At 52.3% G+C, this 19147-nt stretch carries 20 protein-coding genes; 9 read left to right on the forward strand and 11 right to left on the reverse strand.

All coding sequences use genetic code 11. The annotated features are described in order from the left end of the window. Positions 1-29 precede the first annotated feature (29 nt). Positions 30-893, forward strand: a complete 864-nt coding sequence (locus AC3WQH_RS16490; RefSeq protein WP_005831609.1) for a helix-turn-helix transcriptional regulator — start codon at positions 30-32, stop codon at positions 891-893. A gap of 201 nt (positions 894-1094) precedes the next feature. On the opposite strand, the gene cimA is transcribed toward AC3WQH_RS16490, so the two are convergent. Together cimA and AC3WQH_RS16500 are read right to left on the reverse strand one after the other, a co-directional pair. Beyond that, positions 1095-2717: a citramalate synthase gene (gene cimA / locus AC3WQH_RS16495; protein WP_005831611.1), complete on the reverse strand. Its 1623-nt coding sequence runs from the start codon at positions 2715-2717 to the stop codon at positions 1095-1097. A gap of 119 nt (positions 2718-2836) precedes the next feature. Continuing rightward, positions 2837-3676, reverse strand: a complete 840-nt coding sequence (locus AC3WQH_RS16500; protein WP_429775900.1) for an alpha/beta hydrolase — start codon at positions 3674-3676, stop codon at positions 2837-2839. Positions 3677-4035: 359 nt separating this feature from the next. On the opposite strand from AC3WQH_RS16500, the gene AC3WQH_RS16505 reads away from it, so the two are divergent. Next, a complete protein-coding gene (locus AC3WQH_RS16505; RefSeq protein ID WP_122953301.1) occupies positions 4036-5400 on the forward strand; it encodes a helix-turn-helix domain-containing protein in 1365 nt (454 codons plus the stop codon). Beyond that, positions 5397-5540 (forward strand): hypothetical protein, encoded by a 144-nt coding sequence (locus AC3WQH_RS16510; protein ID WP_155808637.1) that lies wholly within the window; start codon positions 5397-5399, stop codon positions 5538-5540. The genes AC3WQH_RS16505 and AC3WQH_RS16510 overlap by 4 nt, the downstream gene beginning before the upstream one ends. Positions 5541-5724: 184 nt before the next feature. Here the strand turns inward: AC3WQH_RS16510 and AC3WQH_RS16515 are convergent, their stop codons facing one another. The 3 genes from AC3WQH_RS16515 to AC3WQH_RS16525 all read right to left on the reverse strand — a co-directional run bounded on the left by AC3WQH_RS16515 (position 5725) and on the right by AC3WQH_RS16525 (position 7869). Then, positions 5725-6324, reverse strand: coding sequence for a hypothetical protein (locus AC3WQH_RS16515; RefSeq protein WP_025847384.1), 600 nt, complete (start codon positions 6322-6324; stop codon positions 5725-5727). A 165-nt stretch (positions 6325-6489) separates the two neighbouring features. Further along, positions 6490-7170 (reverse strand): hypothetical protein, encoded by a 681-nt coding sequence (locus AC3WQH_RS16520; protein WP_492332160.1) that lies wholly within the window; start codon positions 7168-7170, stop codon positions 6490-6492. Between the two features lie 309 nt (positions 7171-7479). Next, positions 7480-7869: a hypothetical protein gene (locus AC3WQH_RS16525; protein ID WP_492332161.1), complete on the reverse strand. Its 390-nt coding sequence runs from the start codon at positions 7867-7869 to the stop codon at positions 7480-7482. 347 nt (positions 7870-8216) lie between these two features. Between AC3WQH_RS16525 and AC3WQH_RS16530 the strand changes: the two genes are divergently transcribed. After that, entirely contained in the window at positions 8217-8444 is a 228-nt protein-coding gene (locus tag AC3WQH_RS16530; protein WP_025847378.1) for an aspartyl-phosphate phosphatase Spo0E family protein, read from the forward strand. A gap of 270 nt (positions 8445-8714) precedes the next feature. Here AC3WQH_RS16530 and AC3WQH_RS16535 read toward each other — a convergent pair whose 3' ends face one another. The 3 genes from AC3WQH_RS16535 to AC3WQH_RS16545 all read right to left on the reverse strand — a co-directional run bounded on the left by AC3WQH_RS16535 (position 8715) and on the right by AC3WQH_RS16545 (position 12233). Beyond that, complete coding sequence (locus AC3WQH_RS16535) at positions 8715-9821, reverse strand: YheC/YheD family endospore coat-associated protein (protein WP_005831622.1); 1107 nt, start codon at positions 9819-9821, stop codon at positions 8715-8717. A 136-nt stretch (positions 9822-9957) separates the two neighbouring features. Then, a complete protein-coding gene (locus AC3WQH_RS16540) occupies positions 9958-11151 on the reverse strand; it encodes a M20 metallopeptidase family protein (protein WP_025844417.1) in 1194 nt (397 codons plus the stop codon). Positions 11152-11234: 83 nt separating this feature from the next. After that, on the reverse strand, positions 11235-12233 hold the full coding sequence (locus AC3WQH_RS16545; RefSeq protein ID WP_492332162.1) for a PHP domain-containing protein: 999 nt from the start codon (positions 12231-12233) through the stop codon (positions 11235-11237). A gap of 192 nt (positions 12234-12425) precedes the next feature. Here AC3WQH_RS16545 and yqeK point away from each other — a divergent pair, with 192 nt between their 5' ends. Beyond that, positions 12426-13061, forward strand: a complete 636-nt coding sequence (yqeK, locus tag AC3WQH_RS16550) for a bis(5'-nucleosyl)-tetraphosphatase (symmetrical) YqeK (protein ID WP_005831627.1) — start codon at positions 12426-12428, stop codon at positions 13059-13061. Between the two features lie 34 nt (positions 13062-13095). Here yqeK and AC3WQH_RS16555 read toward each other — a convergent pair whose 3' ends face one another. Further along, positions 13096-13569 carry a dihydrofolate reductase gene (locus tag AC3WQH_RS16555; RefSeq protein WP_005831629.1) on the reverse strand — a complete coding sequence of 158 codons (474 nt, stop codon included), beginning with the start codon at positions 13567-13569 and terminating at the stop codon, positions 13096-13098. Next, positions 13566-14360 (reverse strand): thymidylate synthase, encoded by a 795-nt coding sequence (locus AC3WQH_RS16560; protein WP_005831631.1) that lies wholly within the window; start codon positions 14358-14360, stop codon positions 13566-13568. Before AC3WQH_RS16560 ends, AC3WQH_RS16555 begins: the two co-directional genes overlap by 4 nt. A 137-nt stretch (positions 14361-14497) precedes the next feature. On the opposite strand from AC3WQH_RS16560, the gene pdxR reads away from it, so the two are divergent. Together pdxR and AC3WQH_RS16570 are read left to right on the forward strand one after the other, a co-directional pair. Next, the gene (gene pdxR / locus AC3WQH_RS16565) at positions 14498-15931 is read left to right on the forward strand and encodes a MocR-like pyridoxine biosynthesis transcription factor PdxR (protein ID WP_197186822.1); all 1434 of its coding nucleotides are present in this window, start codon (positions 14498-14500) and stop codon (positions 15929-15931) included. Between the two features lie 138 nt (positions 15932-16069). Next, the gene (locus AC3WQH_RS16570) at positions 16070-16267 is read left to right on the forward strand and encodes a hypothetical protein (RefSeq protein ID WP_005831636.1); all 198 of its coding nucleotides are present in this window, start codon (positions 16070-16072) and stop codon (positions 16265-16267) included. A gap of 157 nt (positions 16268-16424) precedes the next feature. On the opposite strand, the gene AC3WQH_RS16575 is transcribed toward AC3WQH_RS16570, so the two are convergent. Then, positions 16425-16619 carry a cold-shock protein gene (locus tag AC3WQH_RS16575; protein ID WP_310670292.1) on the reverse strand — a complete coding sequence of 65 codons (195 nt, stop codon included), beginning with the start codon at positions 16617-16619 and terminating at the stop codon, positions 16425-16427. A 129-nt stretch (positions 16620-16748) separates the two neighbouring features. Here AC3WQH_RS16575 and AC3WQH_RS16580 point away from each other — a divergent pair, with 129 nt between their 5' ends. Further along, complete coding sequence (locus tag AC3WQH_RS16580; protein WP_005831639.1) at positions 16749-17207, forward strand: hypothetical protein; 459 nt, start codon at positions 16749-16751, stop codon at positions 17205-17207. 192 nt (positions 17208-17399) lie between these two features. Beyond that, a complete protein-coding gene (gene putP, locus AC3WQH_RS16585) occupies positions 17400-18863 on the forward strand; it encodes a sodium/proline symporter PutP (RefSeq protein ID WP_025844423.1) in 1464 nt (487 codons plus the stop codon). The last annotated feature ends 284 nt before the right edge of the window (positions 18864-19147 follow it).

Genomic DNA, 19147 nt, shown 5'->3' on the forward strand with positions numbered 1-19147 from the left:
GGGCTAAAAGACCAGGATAGGAGGCGGCTATGAACAATCAGACACGCCTGCAGGCTCTCTCGTCGTTTTTAAAAGCGCAGCGCGCCAAAATTCTCCCGCAATCAGTCGGCCTCGCCCCTGGCACCCGCCGCCGGACACCCGGGTTGCGCCGCGAGGAAGTGGCGCAGTTGGCGGGCGTCAGCTCCACCTGGTACACGTGGCTGGAGCAAGGCAGGGACATCAAAGTCTCTCCTTCTGTGCTGGACGCCGTATCCAAAGCGCTGCAACTGACGGTCGACGAGCGCAAATATTTGTACGCGCTGGCGCTGGAAAGCGGGACGGGCATTGGCACGAGCCTGCAAAAAGAAGAACCGCCGCAGATCAGCCCCGCGCTGGAAAGAATTTTGCACGAGCTGCGCTCCTGTCCGACGATCATCTCCGACAGGCGACTGCACATCGTCGGCTGGAACAACGCCGCGGCGCACGTCTTTCTCGACTTCGAGCAAATTCCTTTTGAAGAGCGCAACCTGATCCGGCTGCTGTTCACGCGAAAAGAGCTGCGGCGGCTCGCCGTCAACTGGGAGCATTTCGTCAGCGGTTTTCTCGCGATTTTCCGGGCGTACTACGGGCAGTACGTCGAGGACGAATGGTACGCGCATTTTTTGACTGAAATGAAAAAAGTTCACCCCGATTTCCAAACGCTCTGGGAGCAGAGCCACGTCAGCTCCGCCCCCGAGGTGTTGCTTGAATTTCGCCACGCCAAGGCCGGAAAAATGCAGTTCCATCTGACCTCCCTGCAAGTGCAGGGCAGCGCTGACCTGCGTTGCAGCATCTACACGCCAGATCCCCAGTCCTCGACGGAAACGAAGCTGCGCCAACTGATTGATCGGCCTGCTTCGGAGACAGCCGACTGAGCAGGCAAACGCCACACAAAAAGACCAGCTCGCTCTCACCCGAGCCGCTCTCCCCCTGTCAGATGTAGCTGACAAAAAGAGAGCAGCTCCCCGGAGCTTTGCTGGTCTTTTTTTAACGAGTAAACGGGGTGAACGCGTTAAACGCGCTTAACGTGCTACCGCTCGCGCGCGGTCAACAAGGCTTTCCATCCCGTAGGACGGTCAATGATTGACGATCCCAACCCGCGCTTCCGCAGAAGCCAGATGGCCCGCTTCCTCGCAGCCTTCCTTCCACAAGAAGTAGCGAATACTGTCCGCAAGTGCCTCCCAGCTCGCTTCGATCACGTTGGTCGAGACGCCGACCGTGCTCCACTTTTCGCCGTTGCTCGCCGATTCGATCAGGACGCGGACCTTGGCTGCCGTCGCCCCGTTTTCATCCAGGACACGCACCTTGTAATCGGCGAGGTGCATGTTGGCGATACAGGGGTAGTAGCTCTCCAGCGCTTTGCGCATGGCGTTGTCCAGCGCATTGACAGGGCCGTTTCCGTCCGCTGCCGTATGGACGCTCTCGCCATTTACGCGCAGCTTGACGGTCGCCTCGGACGTGATCGACTGGACGGCTGCCTTTTCCATCAAAATTTTGAAAGAATCGAGCGTGAACAAATTTTTCAGCTTGCCCGCCGCCGCAAGCAGCATGAGCGTGAGCGAAGCCTCCGCGCCCTCGTACTGGTAGCCCTGGAACTCGCGCTCTTTGATGCGCGTGATGATCTCGCGGGTCTTTTCCCGATCCAGCGACAAATCAATCTCCAGCTCTTCCATCTTGGCGAGCAGATTGCTTTGGCCGGCCAGCTCGGAGACGAGCACGCGGCGCTTGTTGCCGATGTTTTCCGGCTCGATGTGCTCATACGTCTTCGGATCGCGCAGAACCGCGCTGACGTGGATGCCGCCCTTGTGCGCAAAGGCGCTGTGCCCGACAAACGGCTGATTGTTAGGCAGCGTCATGTTGGCGATCTCCGCCACGTAGCGCGACAGTTGCGTCAGCTCCTGAAGCTGCTCGCTGCTCACGCATTCGTACCCGAGCTTGAGCTGCAGATTGGGCACGACAGAAATCAGGTTGACGTTTCCACAGCGTTCCCCGATGCCGTTGATCGTCCCTTGTACTTGCTTGGCTCCGGCTTGCACCGCCGCCAGCGCGTTCGCTACCGCTACGCCGCTGTCGTTGTGCGGGTGGATGCCGAGCGGCGTGTGCAGATGACCGACAGCCGCCTTGACGATCTCGTACACTTCATGCGGCAGGCTTCCGCCATTTGTATCGCAGAGGACGATCCAGTCCGCTCCGGCTTCCTCGGCGGCTTCCAGCACGCGCAGGGCATAGCGCGGGTTTGCTTTGTAGCCGTCGAAAAAATGCTCCGCCAAAAACAGCGTCGTCAAGCCTTTATGTTTCAGAAAAGCCACCGAATCGGCGACCATGCGCAAGTTTTCTTCCAGTGTCGTTTTCAAAGCGTCTGTGACGTGCAAGTCCCAGGACTTCCCGAAGATCGCCGCCGCCTGCACGCCGCTTGCGATCAGGGCTTGCAGGTTGTCGTCCGCGGATGCCGCCACATTCGGTCTACAGGTGCTGCCGAAAGCGGTCACCTTGGCATGCTGGAGCGGAACCTCGCGGATGCGTTCAAAAAACGCCATGTCCTTTGGATTGCTCCCCGGCCAGCCGCCTTCGATAAAATCAATGCCGAACTGATCCAGCCGCAGTGCGATCTTTATCTTGTCTTCCACCGACAGGCTGATCCCCTCTCCCTGCGTCCCATCTCGCAGGGTTGTATCATACAGATACACCTTGCTGTTCATGTTTCTTCTCCACCTATTCCTGATATTTTTCTGAATAATCACATCATTTTAATCTTTAGACTTTACCCAGTATATCATAGCCTAAATGGATTGAAAACGCAGGAAAATCGCGGCTTTTTCTATGTCCGCGGGGCGAGGACAAAAGCTGCCGTCTGCTTGATCGCTTCCTCTAACGGAGCCGAAGTGCCCGCAAATGGATGACGCGCGTTAAATGTATGGTCGCCGCCTTCGATCCAGTGCAGCTCGCTGTTTTTCGCAGCCTGGTGGATTCTTTTGGCAGCCTCTACCAGACGGACAAAATCTTTTTCTCCGCTAATGATGCACAGCGGCTTTTCCATAGTCGCTACTTTGGCCAAAATGTCATACTCGTCCCGGTTCTGGTCGACATCGTCAATGACGACGCGCGTAATCGGCATGTTTTGTCCGGTGCGCGCATTCGCTATGTACCCGACGCCATTTTCCTCGATTTGTTTGCGCAGCGCTGCGTCGAACAGGTTGACGTCGCCGATGCCGTTCCACGTCACGATGCCTGTCACATGCGGATTGTTCGCGCCAAACAGGATGGCATCTCCGCCGCCTTTGCTGTGTCCAAGCACGTACAGCTTCGTTTTGTCCACGCAGGCGGGCAAAGAAAGCTCGCCAGACACGATCCGCTCGACCAGTGCGTGCAGGTCGGCAAGCTCGCGGGCATACGTGTTGCGCCCGAATTTTTCCAGCTCATTAAACTCGGTCAGGCTCTCCCCGACGCCGTTGCAACTGAAATTGAAGCGAATCGTCGCAATGCCTCGTTTCGCCAGCTCATCCGCTACGTACGGAAAGCTGCCCCAGTCCTTGAAGCCTTTGAAGCCGTGGCAAAACAAAAGCAGCGGCTGCGCAGACCCGGCTGCTTCCTCCGTATGTATGTTTCCTCGCAGTGTCAATCCTTCTCCCAGATCAATGGAAAACGCTTCCTGTCTCATGCTCGTTCTCCTTCCTCGTTACGTGATGATCGCCGCTCTCGGGGCTGAAATGGTGCTCGCTGCCCGCCCGCGGCGACAGCTACTTTTATTATGCCGCATCCCTTGGGCAAATGGGGGGTTTTTTGCAATACATGTATACAATCGTGGCTCGAGTAGTGCCCAGGATCTCCGAAACTTTCAGAGGTTCCTTTATTTCCTGCATCATAACTTCTCTTCTTATTTACCATAAATAACCTTTTATTTACTTTTACTGGATATCGCAGTAATATAATATATAGTTTAAGTACATAACGTTTTCTATCGAGCAAAGAAATTGGCAGAAGGAAATCAGTAATTCATGTATTTGAGGAGTGTTACTTATGGGGGTAATGGTCCAGCCGTCATTGCGATCAGAGATCGAAAGGAATTTGAAACTGACAGGGTTTACAATTAGTAAGCTCAGCGAATTAACCGGCATTAATTCAGGGACGCTCAGCACGATTCTCAATGGTAATCCTCCTCGTCCCATGACGATATGCCAACTGGATCAACTGGCCATTGCGTTTGGGCACGAGCCAGGATGGTTATACGAACTGTATCCGGAAGAATGTATAACAGAGGACAAATTTTCCCGTCCACGTGTTATCCCGTATCTGGCTCGCTGTGCTGAACTCGGCCGACAGGATTGTATTAGCGAGACTGCCTCAAAGCTGCTGGAGAATCCTAAAAATATCAGAATCCTTTTTTCAGTAGCCGAGCAGCTTTCTGAAAAAGGGAAACTGAAGGAGTCAATCCCTTTTTATTTGCTCGTAATCGATAACGAAAAGGATAGCTATGCTAATCACTTTGTGATGAGCCAGTATCGACTGTTCCGAGCTGCCGAAGGGATGAACTCTGAAGAAAAGTTTAAGGCTGTTATCCGCTTTGAACCATATAGAAGGCGGTTGCCTGAAAACCATCAGCTTGATGCGCTATTGCACCTGGCAAAGATTTGTTACACCCTGCGCAGGTGGGAAGACGTCGGGAAATACGCTGATGAATTAAGGGAATTAGCAACAATTGTCTATGAAGATGAGCTTCGTAGACGAAAAAACAACAAGCCTAGTGAATTACCAAAAACAGAGCGTCCTTTGATTCTGTACTATGGACAGGGTTATCTTTTAAAAGCTGTAGCACTGAAAAATATGGGCAAGTATGAAGAATCAAAGATTTACACGAATGGCTATGCTGATTTAAGCTGGTTTGAAATTCGCGATCAAGAAAGCGAAGCAGAAGTTGATAAGCTTCGATTATGGGCTTTAGCTAACTCATACACTTTGTCTATGTCTATGGGAAACACGGAGGTTCTGTCAGATTACCTTGAGTTCCTTTCCGAAAATCCAAAGGAGATACTTCCCGGTCTGGTAACGATAATCAAGTCTGCCAATGAGTTTGGTTTTCCAGTTGAATCAGTATTAGAGCGATTTTCAGAAGATATAGAAGGATTTAGAAATGCTAAGGGGGTTATTGATAAAATTCATCATCTTCACTTCAGATACCATTTAGCGGTATACTTGTTTAAAAAAGGGAAGTATTCAGAGGGCTTGGATGAAACTTTACGGTGCCTTATTTTAACTACTGCATCCAAGGACTTTGATTATTTCAAAAGCTGTATTGGTATGTTTTGGTCACATCTTCAACATGCATCGGATGAACAGAAAAAGATCTTTCAAAGTGTTGTAGACGAAAGGAGCGAGAAAACATGAAGAAATTTGTAAAAGGGTTTGTATTATCATTATGCTTGGTATTGGGTTTAGGATTCGGTATTAACGTCCATATTGCAGATGGAAAAGTAATCACAATAAAACCTCCAATCATTCAATACGATCATGGTGTGGGCGGCTGATAAATTCTCCGAATCTACTACCTAACCAACAAAAAATCGCCGGGTGGGTCAGTTCTAAACCAGCGATGGTGGGTCAAAATAAAGTCGGCGTTGACACATACCGCATGGTTTGCAACGTTGGTATATTTCTTCGACCAGAGGTTTCAATAATCGCAGGTACGGTGCTATGGCTTCCTGCTCTTGTTCATTGAACTCTTGTGGTGCTGTAAGCTGTATAAGCGTGGATCTGAGCAAAGTTCATCAAGAAGGGGATAGGATCTGACCCTGGCTTATTGCTGTAGAGATAAACCGAATAATCGGCATTACCCCCAACATCGCTAGACCAAGAAGCGAGATACCTCTCTGGCTTTTGGTTGCTGCCCTTTACCTTGACTTTTACCCCATCAGTGCTATCAAAATCTACCGGATGTGCTGCGAAACAAGCTCGTATCTGCTTAAAATACCTGTCATCTGGTACAGGCTTGTTAAAGATGGAGTTGTCACCTTTTAACAGATGCTCAAGATCGAATACCTGAAGCAGCTTCTTTACTGACTCGACAACTATGTCGTAAGTCATTATTAACTGTGCGACATTTAGTGAACGAACGTCATCAATTTCATGGTTCAAGTCGATGTACGGTAAACCATTAACGCTGACGCTAAGCCAATCTTTTGCAGAACAGATCAGGTTCCAGCGGTTTTCTCCGTTGAAGTCACAGTAGGCGTTAATCAAAAAATCATCATGGTCGAAGACAGCTTGTTTGAATTGCTGTAGTAATGAATCATCTAATGTGTACGGGTTCATAGTTCACCTTACTTCGAGTTGATAGCTTTCCATCAATTTTATCTGAAATAACCATGCGAACTTCATCAGAAAACTAACAGCGGCAACCTGAATAATTTAGGTTGCCGCTGTTAGTCACAATCATATAACATTAATCAATGAGACCCCAATTGACCGCTTCTCACACTAAGCTTGGTTTGATGCTCTATCCGGAACAGATGACTCCAGAGACAGTAACATTAAGTGAGCAAAACTCTCGAAGAAAAACGTGCTAAAAATATCATAATCGACTTGATTAACATCGGTCTTTTTATCGCTGTCTTGTAACTTATGGATCACTAAGTTCCTGACATTTTTACATCTCTCAATTTTATCACTCATATAATTATACTTAAGTTCAGTAGCTTTCCTCGGTCCTTTAAGTAGAGCCTTAAGTTGATCCCTTAGCAATCTGCCAGTATTTTTCTCGTCTCCATTGGGGAATTTTGCCTGGTCAGGGTGTACAACCTTTATCATTCCAGCTAAGAAGTCCACTCGATCCGATATGATATCATTCTTCGCCTTATGTTCATATGGTCGCATTACTTTTTCCATACTTTCAAGAAAAGCATGTTGTGGATTCTTTAGAAAGAAACTCGTCCAGACCCCCAAAGCTGTACGAATTTTCAAATCGTTCTCAGCCTCTCCCTGAAGATGTGGAGCCAGTAAACGAAAAATTTCTTCCCGATGAGGAACGCTTAGTTGCTTAAAATTAGGTTTGGGGTAGATATGCAAAACGTTTTGTGAATCCTCCGTTTGAAAGATCACCGAGTCTACATCAAGAATCGTAGCGTGTATAAACTCCAGAAAACGCAGTATGATGTTCACGAACCTGTCAGTCTTTGGGTAACTTTTCGACTCTCCAAATTCAATTAGCCAATCCTTACTGATCTTTGTTCCATTATAGCAGAGTCAAACAACATAGTGAGATGGAGAGGTAGGTGCTACTCAAGCAGTCGAGTTGACCTTCACTATCCGTTGGCAAACGAGCCTATCATGCCCGCCCCTCCATGTAAAGCCGTTGACGGAACCCTCCATCTGTTAAAAACCCATTTACCCCCAAAAAATTTACATTCCCTGACGGATTCAAAATATAAGTGTCTTATTTTATCCTCTTGATTTTCTGAACTTAGCTTTTTAAACGAATCTTCTAGCATTCCTCTTTGATCTCCATAAAGAGAGCCCTAATGACGGAAAAAAATACGTATAGCCATCAGATTGATTTCGATCATATTCTGCAATTTCATCAATTTTCTCTACAAGATCTTCAGCTTTCGTGTTGAATACATCAATGCCCATCAATAAGCAGTTAAATGTTTCCTTTAAAACCTCAGGAATTTCTATAAAATCAACCTTACCTTCAGAATCATATTCCAACATGAAGAAGCCCTTGAAATAGTCCTGAATATGATATTCTTTCTGATACTTTTCAGTATAACTTTGAATGCATTTTTCAACTTCATCTTTGCTCATGCCAAATTTTATTAAACCGATGCCCTCCCCAGGTTCGATGATTAAATTGTCCATTTCCAAACTCCTATACAATTTTTCCTGTCAAATACCAGAGACCGATTTCAAAATAATATCTTCTCGGTTTCATTCTTCCGACATCATCCACAGGAAACGGCACCCCATCTTCTATTACAACAAGCATATATTCCAGGTAATCAAAAGACTGCATTTCTGCTTTAGGACCATGTTTTTACATTTTATTACAAATTATATCTTGTCGCGACAAAAAAATCCATATTTTCCCCTCCCCCCTATCGTTGGTTATGTTAATCTTCATATCTATGCAATATTCCCCAACTGCTTGTTTTTGGCAGAATAACATATAGTTATATGTACCCTTATATTGAAAAAATAGGGAGCTGATGATTGTAGATACGGGGAAAAAAATAAGCGTTCCCTCTACTGATCTGACAGAGAATAATCGAAAAAAAGAGAACATATCAGAAATCATAGAGGAAATGCGAGAACAATTAGTGAAACTGGTCCAAGAAAAGGGGATTTCCGACAGCGAAGTTATAGTGTTAAGCCAATGTCTGGACGAATATATTGTGCAATTTCAAATCATCATGAATAGACAATCTAGTAAATGAGAGATTCATACTGGATACAACATACGGAGGAACTGGTACGATTGAGTGCGTCCAGTTTTTTTCTTTTAGACAATTACTAAATCGCCCCACGATTGTTCGACATATCTGCTCCCGCCATCACGTTAATATAGCAATAGCACTGAAATGCATTCCTTCCTCCAGACCTTTTTTACAGTTTCTTCTTTTTGAAATATGTTCGAAAGTGGCTTACGACGGTCAAACAGCGTCTCAGGGTTTAAAAAAGACCCTTCCAGCTGCAGAAGGGCCTTTTCAACCGAATGACTGGTCTTTTCGCTGCGCGTCCTGTTCGATCAGGTACAAAGCGTATTCCAAAGGGCGGCGCACCGCCTGAAGGTAGCGGCGAAGCTCTCCCAACTGCCTGAATATTTCCCGGCCCGGCTTCGGATTGATTTCGATAATCCACACCCTGCCGTGCACATCAATGCCGAGATCAAAGCCAAACTCCATCATCTGCCCGAAGTGCTGCTCGATGCGCGCCACCGTTTGCACGACGAGCTCTTTGCATTCCAGCACGATGCGCCTCGCTTCTTCTTGCCCGAAGCGATTGACCAAAAAAGGGATCGCCGCCATCGCCGTGCCTCCGCCGTGCAAATTCGAGGTCGAGGATCGCGTCGAGCCGATGCGGATTCCCATGCCCGTCAGCCCCCAGATGCCTTTTCCGTCTTTTTGCACCAGCACTCGCGCATCGACGGTTCGCCCCGGCACCAGCGACAACTGTAGCCCTTGTTGCAGAAAAAAGTCTTCTCTGCCGTTTTTCTCGCGCTCCATCCACGCCTCCAGCCGCTCGCATACTTTGGCGATGGACGGGAGCTTTTCGCTGCTTTTCGCCTGTTGCTTGGTTCGGCCGTGCAGCAAGTAGCCCTCTTCGGTTTTTTCCACGCGCAGGATGCTCCGCCCGCCTGAGCCGTTTGTCGGCTTGAGATAGACCAGGCGATGGCGTGCCAGCATGGAAACGAGCGTGCTTCTGGAGTAGGCGAACGTTTCCGGCAGCCACCTCGTCAAAAGCGGATCTACCTGCAAAATTTGATGCAGATTAAATTTATTCGTGAAACGGCTGTTGGCATAGCGGAACCAGTTTTGCTTGCGAAACGGCAGGTAGCGGCTGTGCTTCGCCAACGGGTAATACCGATAGCGGTCGATGACAATGTCCGGCCAGTCGAACCATTCACTCTTCCAGCCTTTTTCGGCGGGGATGAAGCCTTTGATCCTGCGCTTGGAAAACTGGACATCCTGCGGCCCGAATACAAAAACATCCGCCCCCATGCCGTTGCCTTCTTTGACCAGACGGCGCAAAAATCCTGGTTCGACAAATCCGGCTTCTCCCCGGTAGGTCAGTATGCCGATCCGTTTTCTCACTGAGGCCGTCCCTCCTTTGTTCACCCGTATGCCGTGTGCGGTGTGTGACGCCTCATTTCATCAGTTTATGGCAGCAGGCAAAAAAAAGCGCCTTTGCCACCGCTAGGCAAAAGCGCATCTTTGCAAGTCTTCTTGTTTACGCCTGATGCTTTTCCAAGTAGAGCAGGGCTGTTCGTCCCAACAGCTCTCCGGCAATGAGCATCGAATCCTCGTCGATGTCAAAGCGCGGATGGTGGTGCGGGTAGTTCGCCAGCTTTTCCGGATTGCCCGCCCCGACAAACAGGTAGGCGCCAGGAACCTTTTCCAGGTAGTATGAGAAATCTTCTCCGCCCATCAGCGGCTTCATCGGCTCCACGCGCTCAGGGCCAAACGCCGCCACTGCCGCCTCGCGGGCGAGCTGCGCTTCCTCTTCGTGATTGATGACAGCCGGGTAGCCGCGCTCGTACGATACTTTCGCCTCGCCGCCCATCATCTTCGCCGTGCCGATGGCGATTTCGCCGAGGCGCTGCTCCGCGCGATCCCGCACGTCCGGCAAAAACGTACGCACGGTTCCCGTCAGGCGACAGCCATCTGCAATAATGTTGTTGTTGTCGCCGCCATTGAACGTACCGACCGTCACGACGACGCTCTCCAGCGGGCTGACGTTGCGGCTGGCGATCGTCTGCAAATTCCCGACGATTTGCGAGCCGATCACGATGGAGTCGACCGTTTCCTCCGGAACAGCGCCGTGGCCGCCCCGCCCTTTGATCTCGATCACGAAGTCATCCGTGTTCGCCATGATCGGGCCGCCGCTGATGAACACTTTGCCTACTGGCAGCATGGACCAGAGATGGACGCCAAACACTGCATCGACGCCGTCGACTGCCCCGTCCTCCGTCATTTGAATCGCGCCGCCCGGAGATTCTTCCTCCGCATGCTGGAACAAAAAGCGAATCTCTCCGGCGAACTGGTCGCGGTGCGAAGCGAGTACGCTTGCCAGCCCCAGCAACTGGGAGGTATGGGCGTCGTGGCCGCATGCGTGCATGACCCCAGGAACAGTTGACTTGTACGGAACGTCTTTTTGATCCTGAATCGGCAACGCGTCAAAATCGGCGCGCAACGCGACGACCTTGCCCGGACGGCTGCCCTTGAGCACTCCGATCACTCCGCGGCCGCCTACTCCTGTCCGCACTTCGTCAAAATTCAGATTTCTCAAGATTTCCGCAATCATCGCCGGCGTCTTTTCCTCCTGAAAGGAAAGCTCCGGATATTGGTGAAGATGGCGGCGCCACGAAATGATTTGCGGCTCCACCTCTTTGAGCAACGATTTCAGTTGTTCCTGCAAGGACATCTGTTTTTCTCCTCCCACTGGGTGCACTTTTTTTATGCCTGTCTTTATCATAGCAAAAATGCGCCCACAATGGGGAAGCTCCCTCAGCCAATCGCAAGCTCGCTCCTTTTTCTGTCGGCAAAAACGGCGACAGCGGCAAAGCCTGCCCGCTTCAACTGCGCCCGCGCCTCGGCCAGATGCTGCCCCACCTGATCGGGAGCGGTCGCATGCGAAGACAGCGTGATCGGCACCTCGTGCTGCGCGAGAATTTGCAAAAAGCGAAAGCTCGGGGAAAACTCGCGCAGCGACTGGCCGCGCACGTACCCGGCGTTCAGCTCGGCGGCCATGTCTTTGCGCCGCAGCGCCCGGGCGATCCGCTGGTAATAAGGCAAGAGCGCCGTCTCGTCCGGCTTCGGCCCGAATGCTTTGATCCCGTCGAGGTGCACCATGACATCGAACAGGCCGCTTTCGATCGCCTGCTCCAGCACATCGAAATAGCTGCTGTACAAGCCCGCTGGCGCCACCCTTTCCCAATACTCCTGGACGTCCCGAACCGGAAAGCCCCATCCCCCGGGAAAATGGACCGCTCCCATGCACACGTCCCACGGATACTGCCCGCTCACTTCACGCAGCACGTCTTCCCCGCCCGGAAAATAATCTAGCTCAATCCCGATGCGCAGCGCAAGGCCGTCCTCCGCCCATCGCTCGCGCTCTTCCGCCAGAAACGCGACGTAGGCCGGAAGCGAATCGTTGGCCATCTGCGCAAGCCAGCGCCGCTGCGCCCTGCCCAGGCGGTCGTCGCCTACGCGAACATGCCGCTCGTAGTAGGGGCGGTACTCCGCAAAACGGTACAGATGCTCCGCTACACACACTTGCACGATTCCTGCCTGCTTGGCCCGCGCCCGATACAAGTCCAGCCACTCTCTGGAGTACGGGCCGCTCTGAAGCCTTTGGGCAAGCCCTTTGACCAGTTCGTTGGCCCAGCCTCGGCTTTCGCTCTCCTCCTTTTCGTCCAAAAACGGCCGGAGCGCGCAAGCCTGCCCGACCAGCCAGTCCAGCGAGTATGGCCCTTCTTCCAGATGCACGTGAAAGTCGACCTTCATCCTATTCCTCCCGCGGTTTGTCCACCCGTTTTCTACTGTTTGTATGCGAAAGGCGGCTGCGATATGTCTTGGGGAGAGGGAAAGCTCGACACGCGCCGTCTTTTGTTTGTACAATAGGAATATACTGATTTTTCGCGCGAAAAGTCTTGCCCCTTTTGGGAGTCCAGCCTGTTCGGCAAAAGGAGAATGCCCATGACGCTTTTGGCAGCGTGGACAAAAGAATGGGAACGTACAGATAGCCTGGCTCGCGATATTTGCAGCCTCTTTCGCTTGCACGGATGCACCGAAACAGCGCGGCACTCCGTACTGGTTGCCCAGGAGGCAGAACGGCTGGCGATCCGCTTCGGCGTGGATCGGCAAGCCGCCGTCACGGCAGGGCTTTTGCACGACAGCAGCGCGATTTTTCCGAACAGCCAGAGGATCGAGGTAGCGAGGCTGGCAGGGGTGGACGTGCTGCCAGAGGAAGAACAATTTCCGATGATCGTGCACCAAAAGCTGTCCGTCGTCATAGCCCGCGAGCTTTTTGCGGTTTCGGATGCAGACATTTTATCTGCTATCGGCTGCCACACGACATTGAAGGCCGGCGCAAAGCCGTTGGACCTCGTCCTTTTTGTGGCCGACAAAATCAAGTGGGATCAGCCGGGCACGCCCCCCTATCTCCAGCCGTTGCTCGCGGCGCTGGACGATTCGCTGGAGTGCGCCGCGCTCGTCTATCTGGCGTATTTGTGGGAGCGGCGCGACAAGCTCCGCGTCGTGCATCCGTGGCTGCGTGACGCCTATCTGGAGCTATCTGAACGCGCCGCCAAACCAAAAATGCCTCCTGACTGACAGGAGGCATTTTTTCTATATGATCGCCGATCATCTATTTTTTGCGCTCGTACACGTAAAATGTATGCGGATGCGCGTTTTTCTCGTCCACTACGCCCTCGCGCTTGTCCACAAGCACAAACGCGTCGCGGTCCCAGGCCGGAAAAAACGTGTCGCCTTCCGTCTCCAGATCAATTTCCGTAATGTACATCCGATCCACGACATCCAGAAACTGGCGGTAAATCTCGGCACCGCCAAAAATGATGACGTCGCCCAGCGCGAGCACCTCTTCTTTTGTGTGCACGACGTCGACGCCCTCCGGGTGAAAGGCCCGGCTGCGGGTCAGCACGACGTTTCGCCTGTTCGGAAGCGGCTTGCCGATCGACTCGAACGTCTTCCTGCCCATGACAATCGTTTTGCCGGTCGTGATCTCCTTGACGTTTTTCAAGTCGGCTGGCAGGCTCCACGGCATGTCGCCGTCTTTGCCGATCACCTGATTTTTCGCGTAGGCCACAATCAGGCTAATCATACCGCCACCTCGCCCTTGATGTGCGGATGCGCCTCGTAATCGACAATTTCGATATCGTCATACGTGAAGTCAAAAATGGACGTGACCGCCGGATTGAGCTTCAGCTTGGGCAGCGGCTTCGGCTCGCGCGTGAGCTGGAGCTTCACCTGCTCGATATGGTTCACATACAGGTGCGCGTCGCCCAGCGTGTGGACAAAATCGCCGACCTTGAGCCCGGTGACGTGTGCCACCATGTGCGTCAACAGCGCGTAGGAAGCAATGTTGAACGGCACGCCCAAAAACGTGTCGGCACTGCGCTGATACAGTTGGCACGACAGCTTGCCGTCCGCCACGTAAAACTGGAACAGCAAATGGCACGGCGGCAGCGCCATCTCGTCCAAGTCCGCCGGATTCCACGCGCTCACGACCAGACGGCGGGAGTCCGGATTTTTTTTGATTTCCTCCACCACCCATTGAATTTGGTCCACGGTCTTGCCGTCGCGCCCGGTAAAGGAACGCCACTGCTTGCCGTACACCGGGCCTAAATCGCCGTTCTCGTCTGCCCACTCATTCCAGATTCGCACCCCGTTTTCCTGGAGGTAGCGAATGTTGGTGTCTCCAGACAAAAACCACAACAGCTCGTGAATGATTGATTTCATATGCAGCTTTTTCGTCGTGACCAACGGAAAGCCCTCGCTCAAATCAAAACGCATCTGATGCCCGAAAACGCTCATCGTACCTGTGCCTGTCCGGTCTTCTTTCGTGACGCCTTCAGCCAAAATGCGTCGGCACAAGTCTAAATATTGTTTCAACCCCATCAACTCCTTCGTCCTCTATACTAAACAAACCGTGTCAAAATTGAAAGCCAAGATTCGATCAATGGTATAATGAGCTGGATGATTTTAACTTCTGCCACGGAATTTGAACACGCACAGAAAGCAGGATGGACATGGACGACAAGACGACAGGGACAAAAACAAAGCCGTTATACAAGCAAATTGCCGAGCAGATCGAGCAGCGCATCAGCAGCGGCGAGTTCGGCCCGGGCAGCAGCCTGCCCTCGGAGCGCTCGCTGGCAAAAGAGCTGGGCGTCAACCGTTCGACGATTGTCGCCGCCTACGACGAGCTGCAGGCGGCCGGGATCGTGGAGCGCAGGCAAGGGAGCGGAACGCTCGTCAGCCAGGACATTTGGGGCTTGGCTCGCACGCGGGTCCCGAACTGGCGGCATCTGACCGAGACCGGATCGTTTCGCCCCAATCTGCCGCTCATCCGGAAAATCCGCAGAGAAACGCAGGAAAACGAACTGATCGACCTGGCGAGCGGCGAGCTTTCGCCTGATCTCGTTCCCCGCGATACGCTGCGACAGTTGATAAGCCAAGATGACTTTCCCGCTCACCTCGGCTACGAGCATCCGCAAGGCAACTGGTCGCTGCGCGAGACGCTGGGCCGCCATATGCAAGAATGGCGCAGCATCGAAGCGCCCGCCACCTCGATCATGATTACTTCCGGGGCGCAGCAAGCCTTGCACCTCGTCGTGCAATGCCTGCTCAAACCAGGCGACGCCGTAGCGATCGAGACGCCTTCGTACTGCCATTCCTTGCCGCTGTTTCACTCGGCTGGCTTGCGCACCTTTTCGCTTCCCGTCGAGCGGCATGGCATCGACCCGAACCAGCTCGCCGAACTGCACCGCAAGCATCGGATCAAAATGGTGTTTCTCAACCCGAACTTCCAAAATCCGACCGGGACGCTCCTGTCGCTTGCCCGCCGGAAGCAACTGCTCGCTTTTTCCGCTGAAAACGGCATTCCGATCATCGAGGACGATCCTTACAGCCTGACCGCTTTTTCCAAAGAACCGATCCCTACGCTCAAATCATTGGACAAGCACGGCACAGTCCTGTACATCAGCTCGCTGACCAAAATCGTCGCGTCCGGCCTGCGCATCGGCTGGATTGTCGGCCCGCAGACCGTCATCGAGCGGCTGGCGGACGCGAAGCAGCAGTTTGACTTCGGGCACAGCATTTTCCCGCAATGGCTGGCCGACCGCTTTTTGGCTTCCGCCGAGTTTGCCCGGCACGTCGATCGGCTGCGCACGCAGCTTGCCCTCCGTCACGACCAGCTATTTTTTTCGCTGCAAGAAACATTCGGCGAACAGGTCGACATGGCGGGAGCACAAGGCGGCATCCATCTCTGGTGCCGCTTTGCCGGAACATGGAGCGAGCAGCAGCTCCTGACCGAAGCCGTCAAGCGGGGCGTCGTCTTCGTGCCCGGCCATCTGTTCGGAGCAGCGCCGGGGCATGTGCGCTTTACGTTCGGAAGAGCCTCTCTCGGACAAATTCCTGCCGCAGTCGAGCGTTTTGCAGAAGCATTTACCGCAAGTGGATGAGCAAAAAAACCGCAAAGTGGATGGCCACTTTTTGCATAGGACGGTATATGATCGAAGCAGATACCTTACCAACCATCTGCATCCTTGTGTGTGCCTCACAGGATGACTGTGTGATACAGAAAGGACGATTGGTCCGTCATGACTATTTTTCCCTTTATTGTTGCCGTCATCATCCTCGTTGTCTTTGCGTTCGTCGGGACGTTTCTCATCGGTCTGAAGCCTGTGGAAGCCAAGCAGCGCAGCTTCAAGCAGCGTTCGCGCAACCTGCTGCTCATATACGGGTGTATTACGTCGATGCTCGTCATCGCCTTGGCCGTCTTTCTCTACAACCTGTAGGACTTGCACTCCCTGCGGGGGAAACCCCCCCTGGAAGAACGGTCTGCCAACAATAAGACGCCGTCTGCCCTTACGGGTGTGACGGCGTCTGGAATCAAAAGATGACGGATCGGTCATCTGCTGTTTTTACAGGCTACAGTATAAGCTCTGTTCTTGCCTAGACGATTTTGCGCGCGACATTTGCCGCTTGTCCATTCACAATCTCAAACACGACCTGCTCGCCTTCCTCCAAATTCCGGTAGCCTGTGCCCGTGATCGCCGAATAGTGCACGAACACGTCAGGGCCTCCATCCCGCTCGATGAATCCATATCCTTTTTCCTTGCTGAACCATTTTACTTTCCCTTGAATCATTGCGCTTCCTCCCTGTAATCAGTGCAGCTCTTACGCTTACCTCATCATATGCGGATGCGCCGAAAGTGGATATACAGTAAAATAAATCAAGTACGATTCAAGAGTGCAAGGAAGGGGTGGAGCACGAACATGAAAAAAGCATGGATTCTCGGCTGCGCGCTGCTCTTGACAGCCTGCTCGGAAATTTCCGAAGGCGTACAGACAGCGCAACAGGCAGTAGAAACGGGCAAACAGGCCATCGAGGTAGGCAAGCAGGCGGTGGAAGCGGGCAAGCAGCTCGCAGAATCGGAAATCGCCCAGCAATTGAAGACTTATCTCCAGCAAAAATACGAATCCTCTGAGCCTCTGCGCAACGCCATGTTCAGCGGTGACGGACAGTTGCTCGTCGACCAGTTGCAGCAGACTGAGCTGGCCAACTTCAGTTTTTACAAGTCCGAACTGTTCGGAGTGGAATACACAGGCAAGCTCGCTGGCGACGGGTCTTTTCAAGTGCTGAAACACGATTTGAACAACCCGGGTGCAGAGCCTACTGTCGTGAAGGAGTTCAAGGTGACTCTTGACGGCAATGGACAGATTCAAGTGCAGTAAAAAAAGGATAAAATAGAAAATTGAACCTGCGATGGTAAAATCGCGGGTTTTTTTAATTCGATTAAAAACTTTTTATTGTTTTTCTACTAAATTTTCTGTGTTTTTTTTGTAGATTTTCATATCTGGGCATGATATTGTGTAAGACGTCACTATTACTTTTAACAATATTGAACTGAACAAGAGGTGCTATCCATGAATATGCTGCTCACGTCCATCATTGTGTACATGGTAGGCATGCTGCTCATCGGCTATTATGCCTACAAGCGTACCTCCAACTTGAGTGACTACATGCTCGGCGGCAGGTCACTCGGACCAACTGTAACCGCTCTCAGCGCTGGCGCATCCGACATGAGCGGCTGGCTGATGATGGGATTGCCCGGTGCGATGTACGCCACAGGCCTTAGCGCCTCCTGGATCGCCATCGGTCTGACACTCGGTGCGTATGCCAACTGGCTGTACGTGGCTCCGCGTCTGCGCACGTACACGGAGGTAGCCAACAACTCCATTACGATCCCGGCTTACCTGGAAAACCGCTTCGGTGATGGCTCCCGGATGCTGCGCCTTGTCTCGGCACTCGTTATCATGATCTTCTTCACGTTTTACGTCTCGTCTGGCCTTGTATCCGGCGGTGTCCTGTTTGAAAACACGTTTGACATGGACTACCGTACAGGCTTGTGGGTAGTTGGCCTGGTTACCATCGCGTACACGCTGTTTGGCGGCTTCCTCGCCGTAAGCTGGACCGATGCCGTGCAAGGGCTGATTATGGTCATTGCCCTCATCATGGTGCCGCTCGTCACGATCTTGACCGTTGGCGGCGTGGGCGAAACGTTTACGACCATTCGCTCGGTCGATCCGTCCCTGCTCGATATTTTCAAAGATACAAGTCTGCTCGGAATTATTTCCTTGTTCGCCTGGGGGCTCGGCTACTTCGGACAGCCGCACATCATCGTCCGCTTTATGGCGATTACTTCTACAAAAGAAATTAAGAAAGCGCGTTCAATCGGAATGGGCTGGATGATTTTCTCCGTAGCTGGCGCCATGTTTACCGGACTGATCGGGATTGCGCTGTTCGCGAAGCAAGGCTGGACGATTGCCGACCCGGAAACGATCTTTATCCAGCTCGGTACTGTGTTGTTCCATCCGCTCATCACCGGCTTTTTGCTCGCTGCGATTTTGGCTGCCATCATGAGCACGATTTCTTCCCAGTTGCTCGTGACTTCCAGCTCGCTGACGGAAGACATTTTCAAAACGTTTCTCAAGCGCTCGGCTTCGGATAAAGAGCTGGTCGCCGTCGGCCGCCTCTCCGTCCTGATCGTCGCCGTCATCGCCTTTTTGCTGGCGCTGAACAAAAACGATACGATCCTCGACCTCGTCGGCTACGCCTGGGCCGGATTCGGCGCTTCGTTCGGTCCTGTCATCCTGCTGTCCCTCTACTGGAAGCGGATGAACAAATGGGGCGCGCTCGCTGGCATGATCGCCGGAGCCGTCACCGTCATCGTCTGGACGCGCTTCGATGTGCTGAAAGACTTCCTGTACGAAATGGTTCCGGGCTTCGCCGCAAGCTTGCTCGCCATCCTTATCGTCAGCAAGCTGACCAGCGAACCGTCCAAGGAAGTGGCTGCCCAGTTTGACCAGTACAAAAAAGCAAGCGAATAAAACTGGCCCAAGCAAAAAACGCCCACGCTTTGCCTCCCGTGCAAATGCTTGGGCGTTTTTTTCGTTGCGGTTAAAGCTTTGGCCGCTATTTGTCAGGCCCTCGCACGAGCAACCGTTGCTGTGCGCCAAGCTTGCTTACCCGCCCGCAGCGGTTCTTGTTCCGACAGATTCGGACCGCATGACAAAATTTGGCTGCGCCAAGCCGCTGGCGCCGTCTTAGCTGCACGTAAAAAAAGGCAGCCACGCCCGTCCCTTGCCTGACGAAAAGCGTGCGCTGCCTTCTT

It is taken from the genome of Brevibacillus sp. FW301-21C12A (genome assembly GCF_058788915.1).

Bases quoted from the DNA above. Each gene is read 5' to 3' on its own strand.
- AC3WQH_RS16490 (WP_005831609.1), top strand. From the start codon at position 30: ATGAACAATCAGACACGCCTGCAGGCTCTCTCGTCGTTTTTAAAAGCG.
- cimA (WP_005831611.1), bottom strand. From the start codon at position 2,717: ATGAACAGCAAGGTGTATCTGTATGATACAACCCTGCGAGATGGGACG.
- AC3WQH_RS16500 (WP_429775900.1), bottom strand. From the start codon at position 3,676: ATGAGACAGGAAGCGTTTTCCATTGATCTGGGAGAAGGATTGACACTG.
- AC3WQH_RS16505 (WP_122953301.1), top strand. From the start codon at position 4,036: ATGGGGGTAATGGTCCAGCCGTCATTGCGATCAGAGATCGAAAGGAAT.
- AC3WQH_RS16510 (WP_155808637.1), top strand. From the start codon at position 5,397: ATGAAGAAATTTGTAAAAGGGTTTGTATTATCATTATGCTTGGTATTG.
- AC3WQH_RS16515 (WP_025847384.1), bottom strand. From the start codon at position 6,324: ATGAACCCGTACACATTAGATGATTCATTACTACAGCAATTCAAACAA.
- AC3WQH_RS16525 (WP_492332161.1), bottom strand. From the start codon at position 7,869: ATGGACAATTTAATCATCGAACCTGGGGAGGGCATCGGTTTAATAAAA.
- AC3WQH_RS16530 (WP_025847378.1), top strand. From the start codon at position 8,217: ATGATTGTAGATACGGGGAAAAAAATAAGCGTTCCCTCTACTGATCTG.
- AC3WQH_RS16540 (WP_025844417.1), bottom strand. From the start codon at position 11,151: ATGTCCTTGCAGGAACAACTGAAATCGTTGCTCAAAGAGGTGGAGCCG.
- AC3WQH_RS16545 (WP_492332162.1), bottom strand. From the start codon at position 12,233: ATGAAGGTCGACTTTCACGTGCATCTGGAAGAAGGGCCATACTCGCTG.
- yqeK (WP_005831627.1), top strand. From the start codon at position 12,426: ATGACGCTTTTGGCAGCGTGGACAAAAGAATGGGAACGTACAGATAGC.
- AC3WQH_RS16555 (WP_005831629.1), bottom strand. From the start codon at position 13,569: ATGATTAGCCTGATTGTGGCCTACGCGAAAAATCAGGTGATCGGCAAA.
- pdxR (WP_197186822.1), top strand. From the start codon at position 14,498: ATGGACGACAAGACGACAGGGACAAAAACAAAGCCGTTATACAAGCAA.
- AC3WQH_RS16570 (WP_005831636.1), top strand. From the start codon at position 16,070: ATGACTATTTTTCCCTTTATTGTTGCCGTCATCATCCTCGTTGTCTTT.
- AC3WQH_RS16575 (WP_310670292.1), bottom strand. From the start codon at position 16,619: ATGATTCAAGGGAAAGTAAAATGGTTCAGCAAGGAAAAAGGATATGGA.
- AC3WQH_RS16580 (WP_005831639.1), top strand. From the start codon at position 16,749: ATGAAAAAAGCATGGATTCTCGGCTGCGCGCTGCTCTTGACAGCCTGC.
- putP (WP_025844423.1), top strand. From the start codon at position 17,400: ATGAATATGCTGCTCACGTCCATCATTGTGTACATGGTAGGCATGCTG.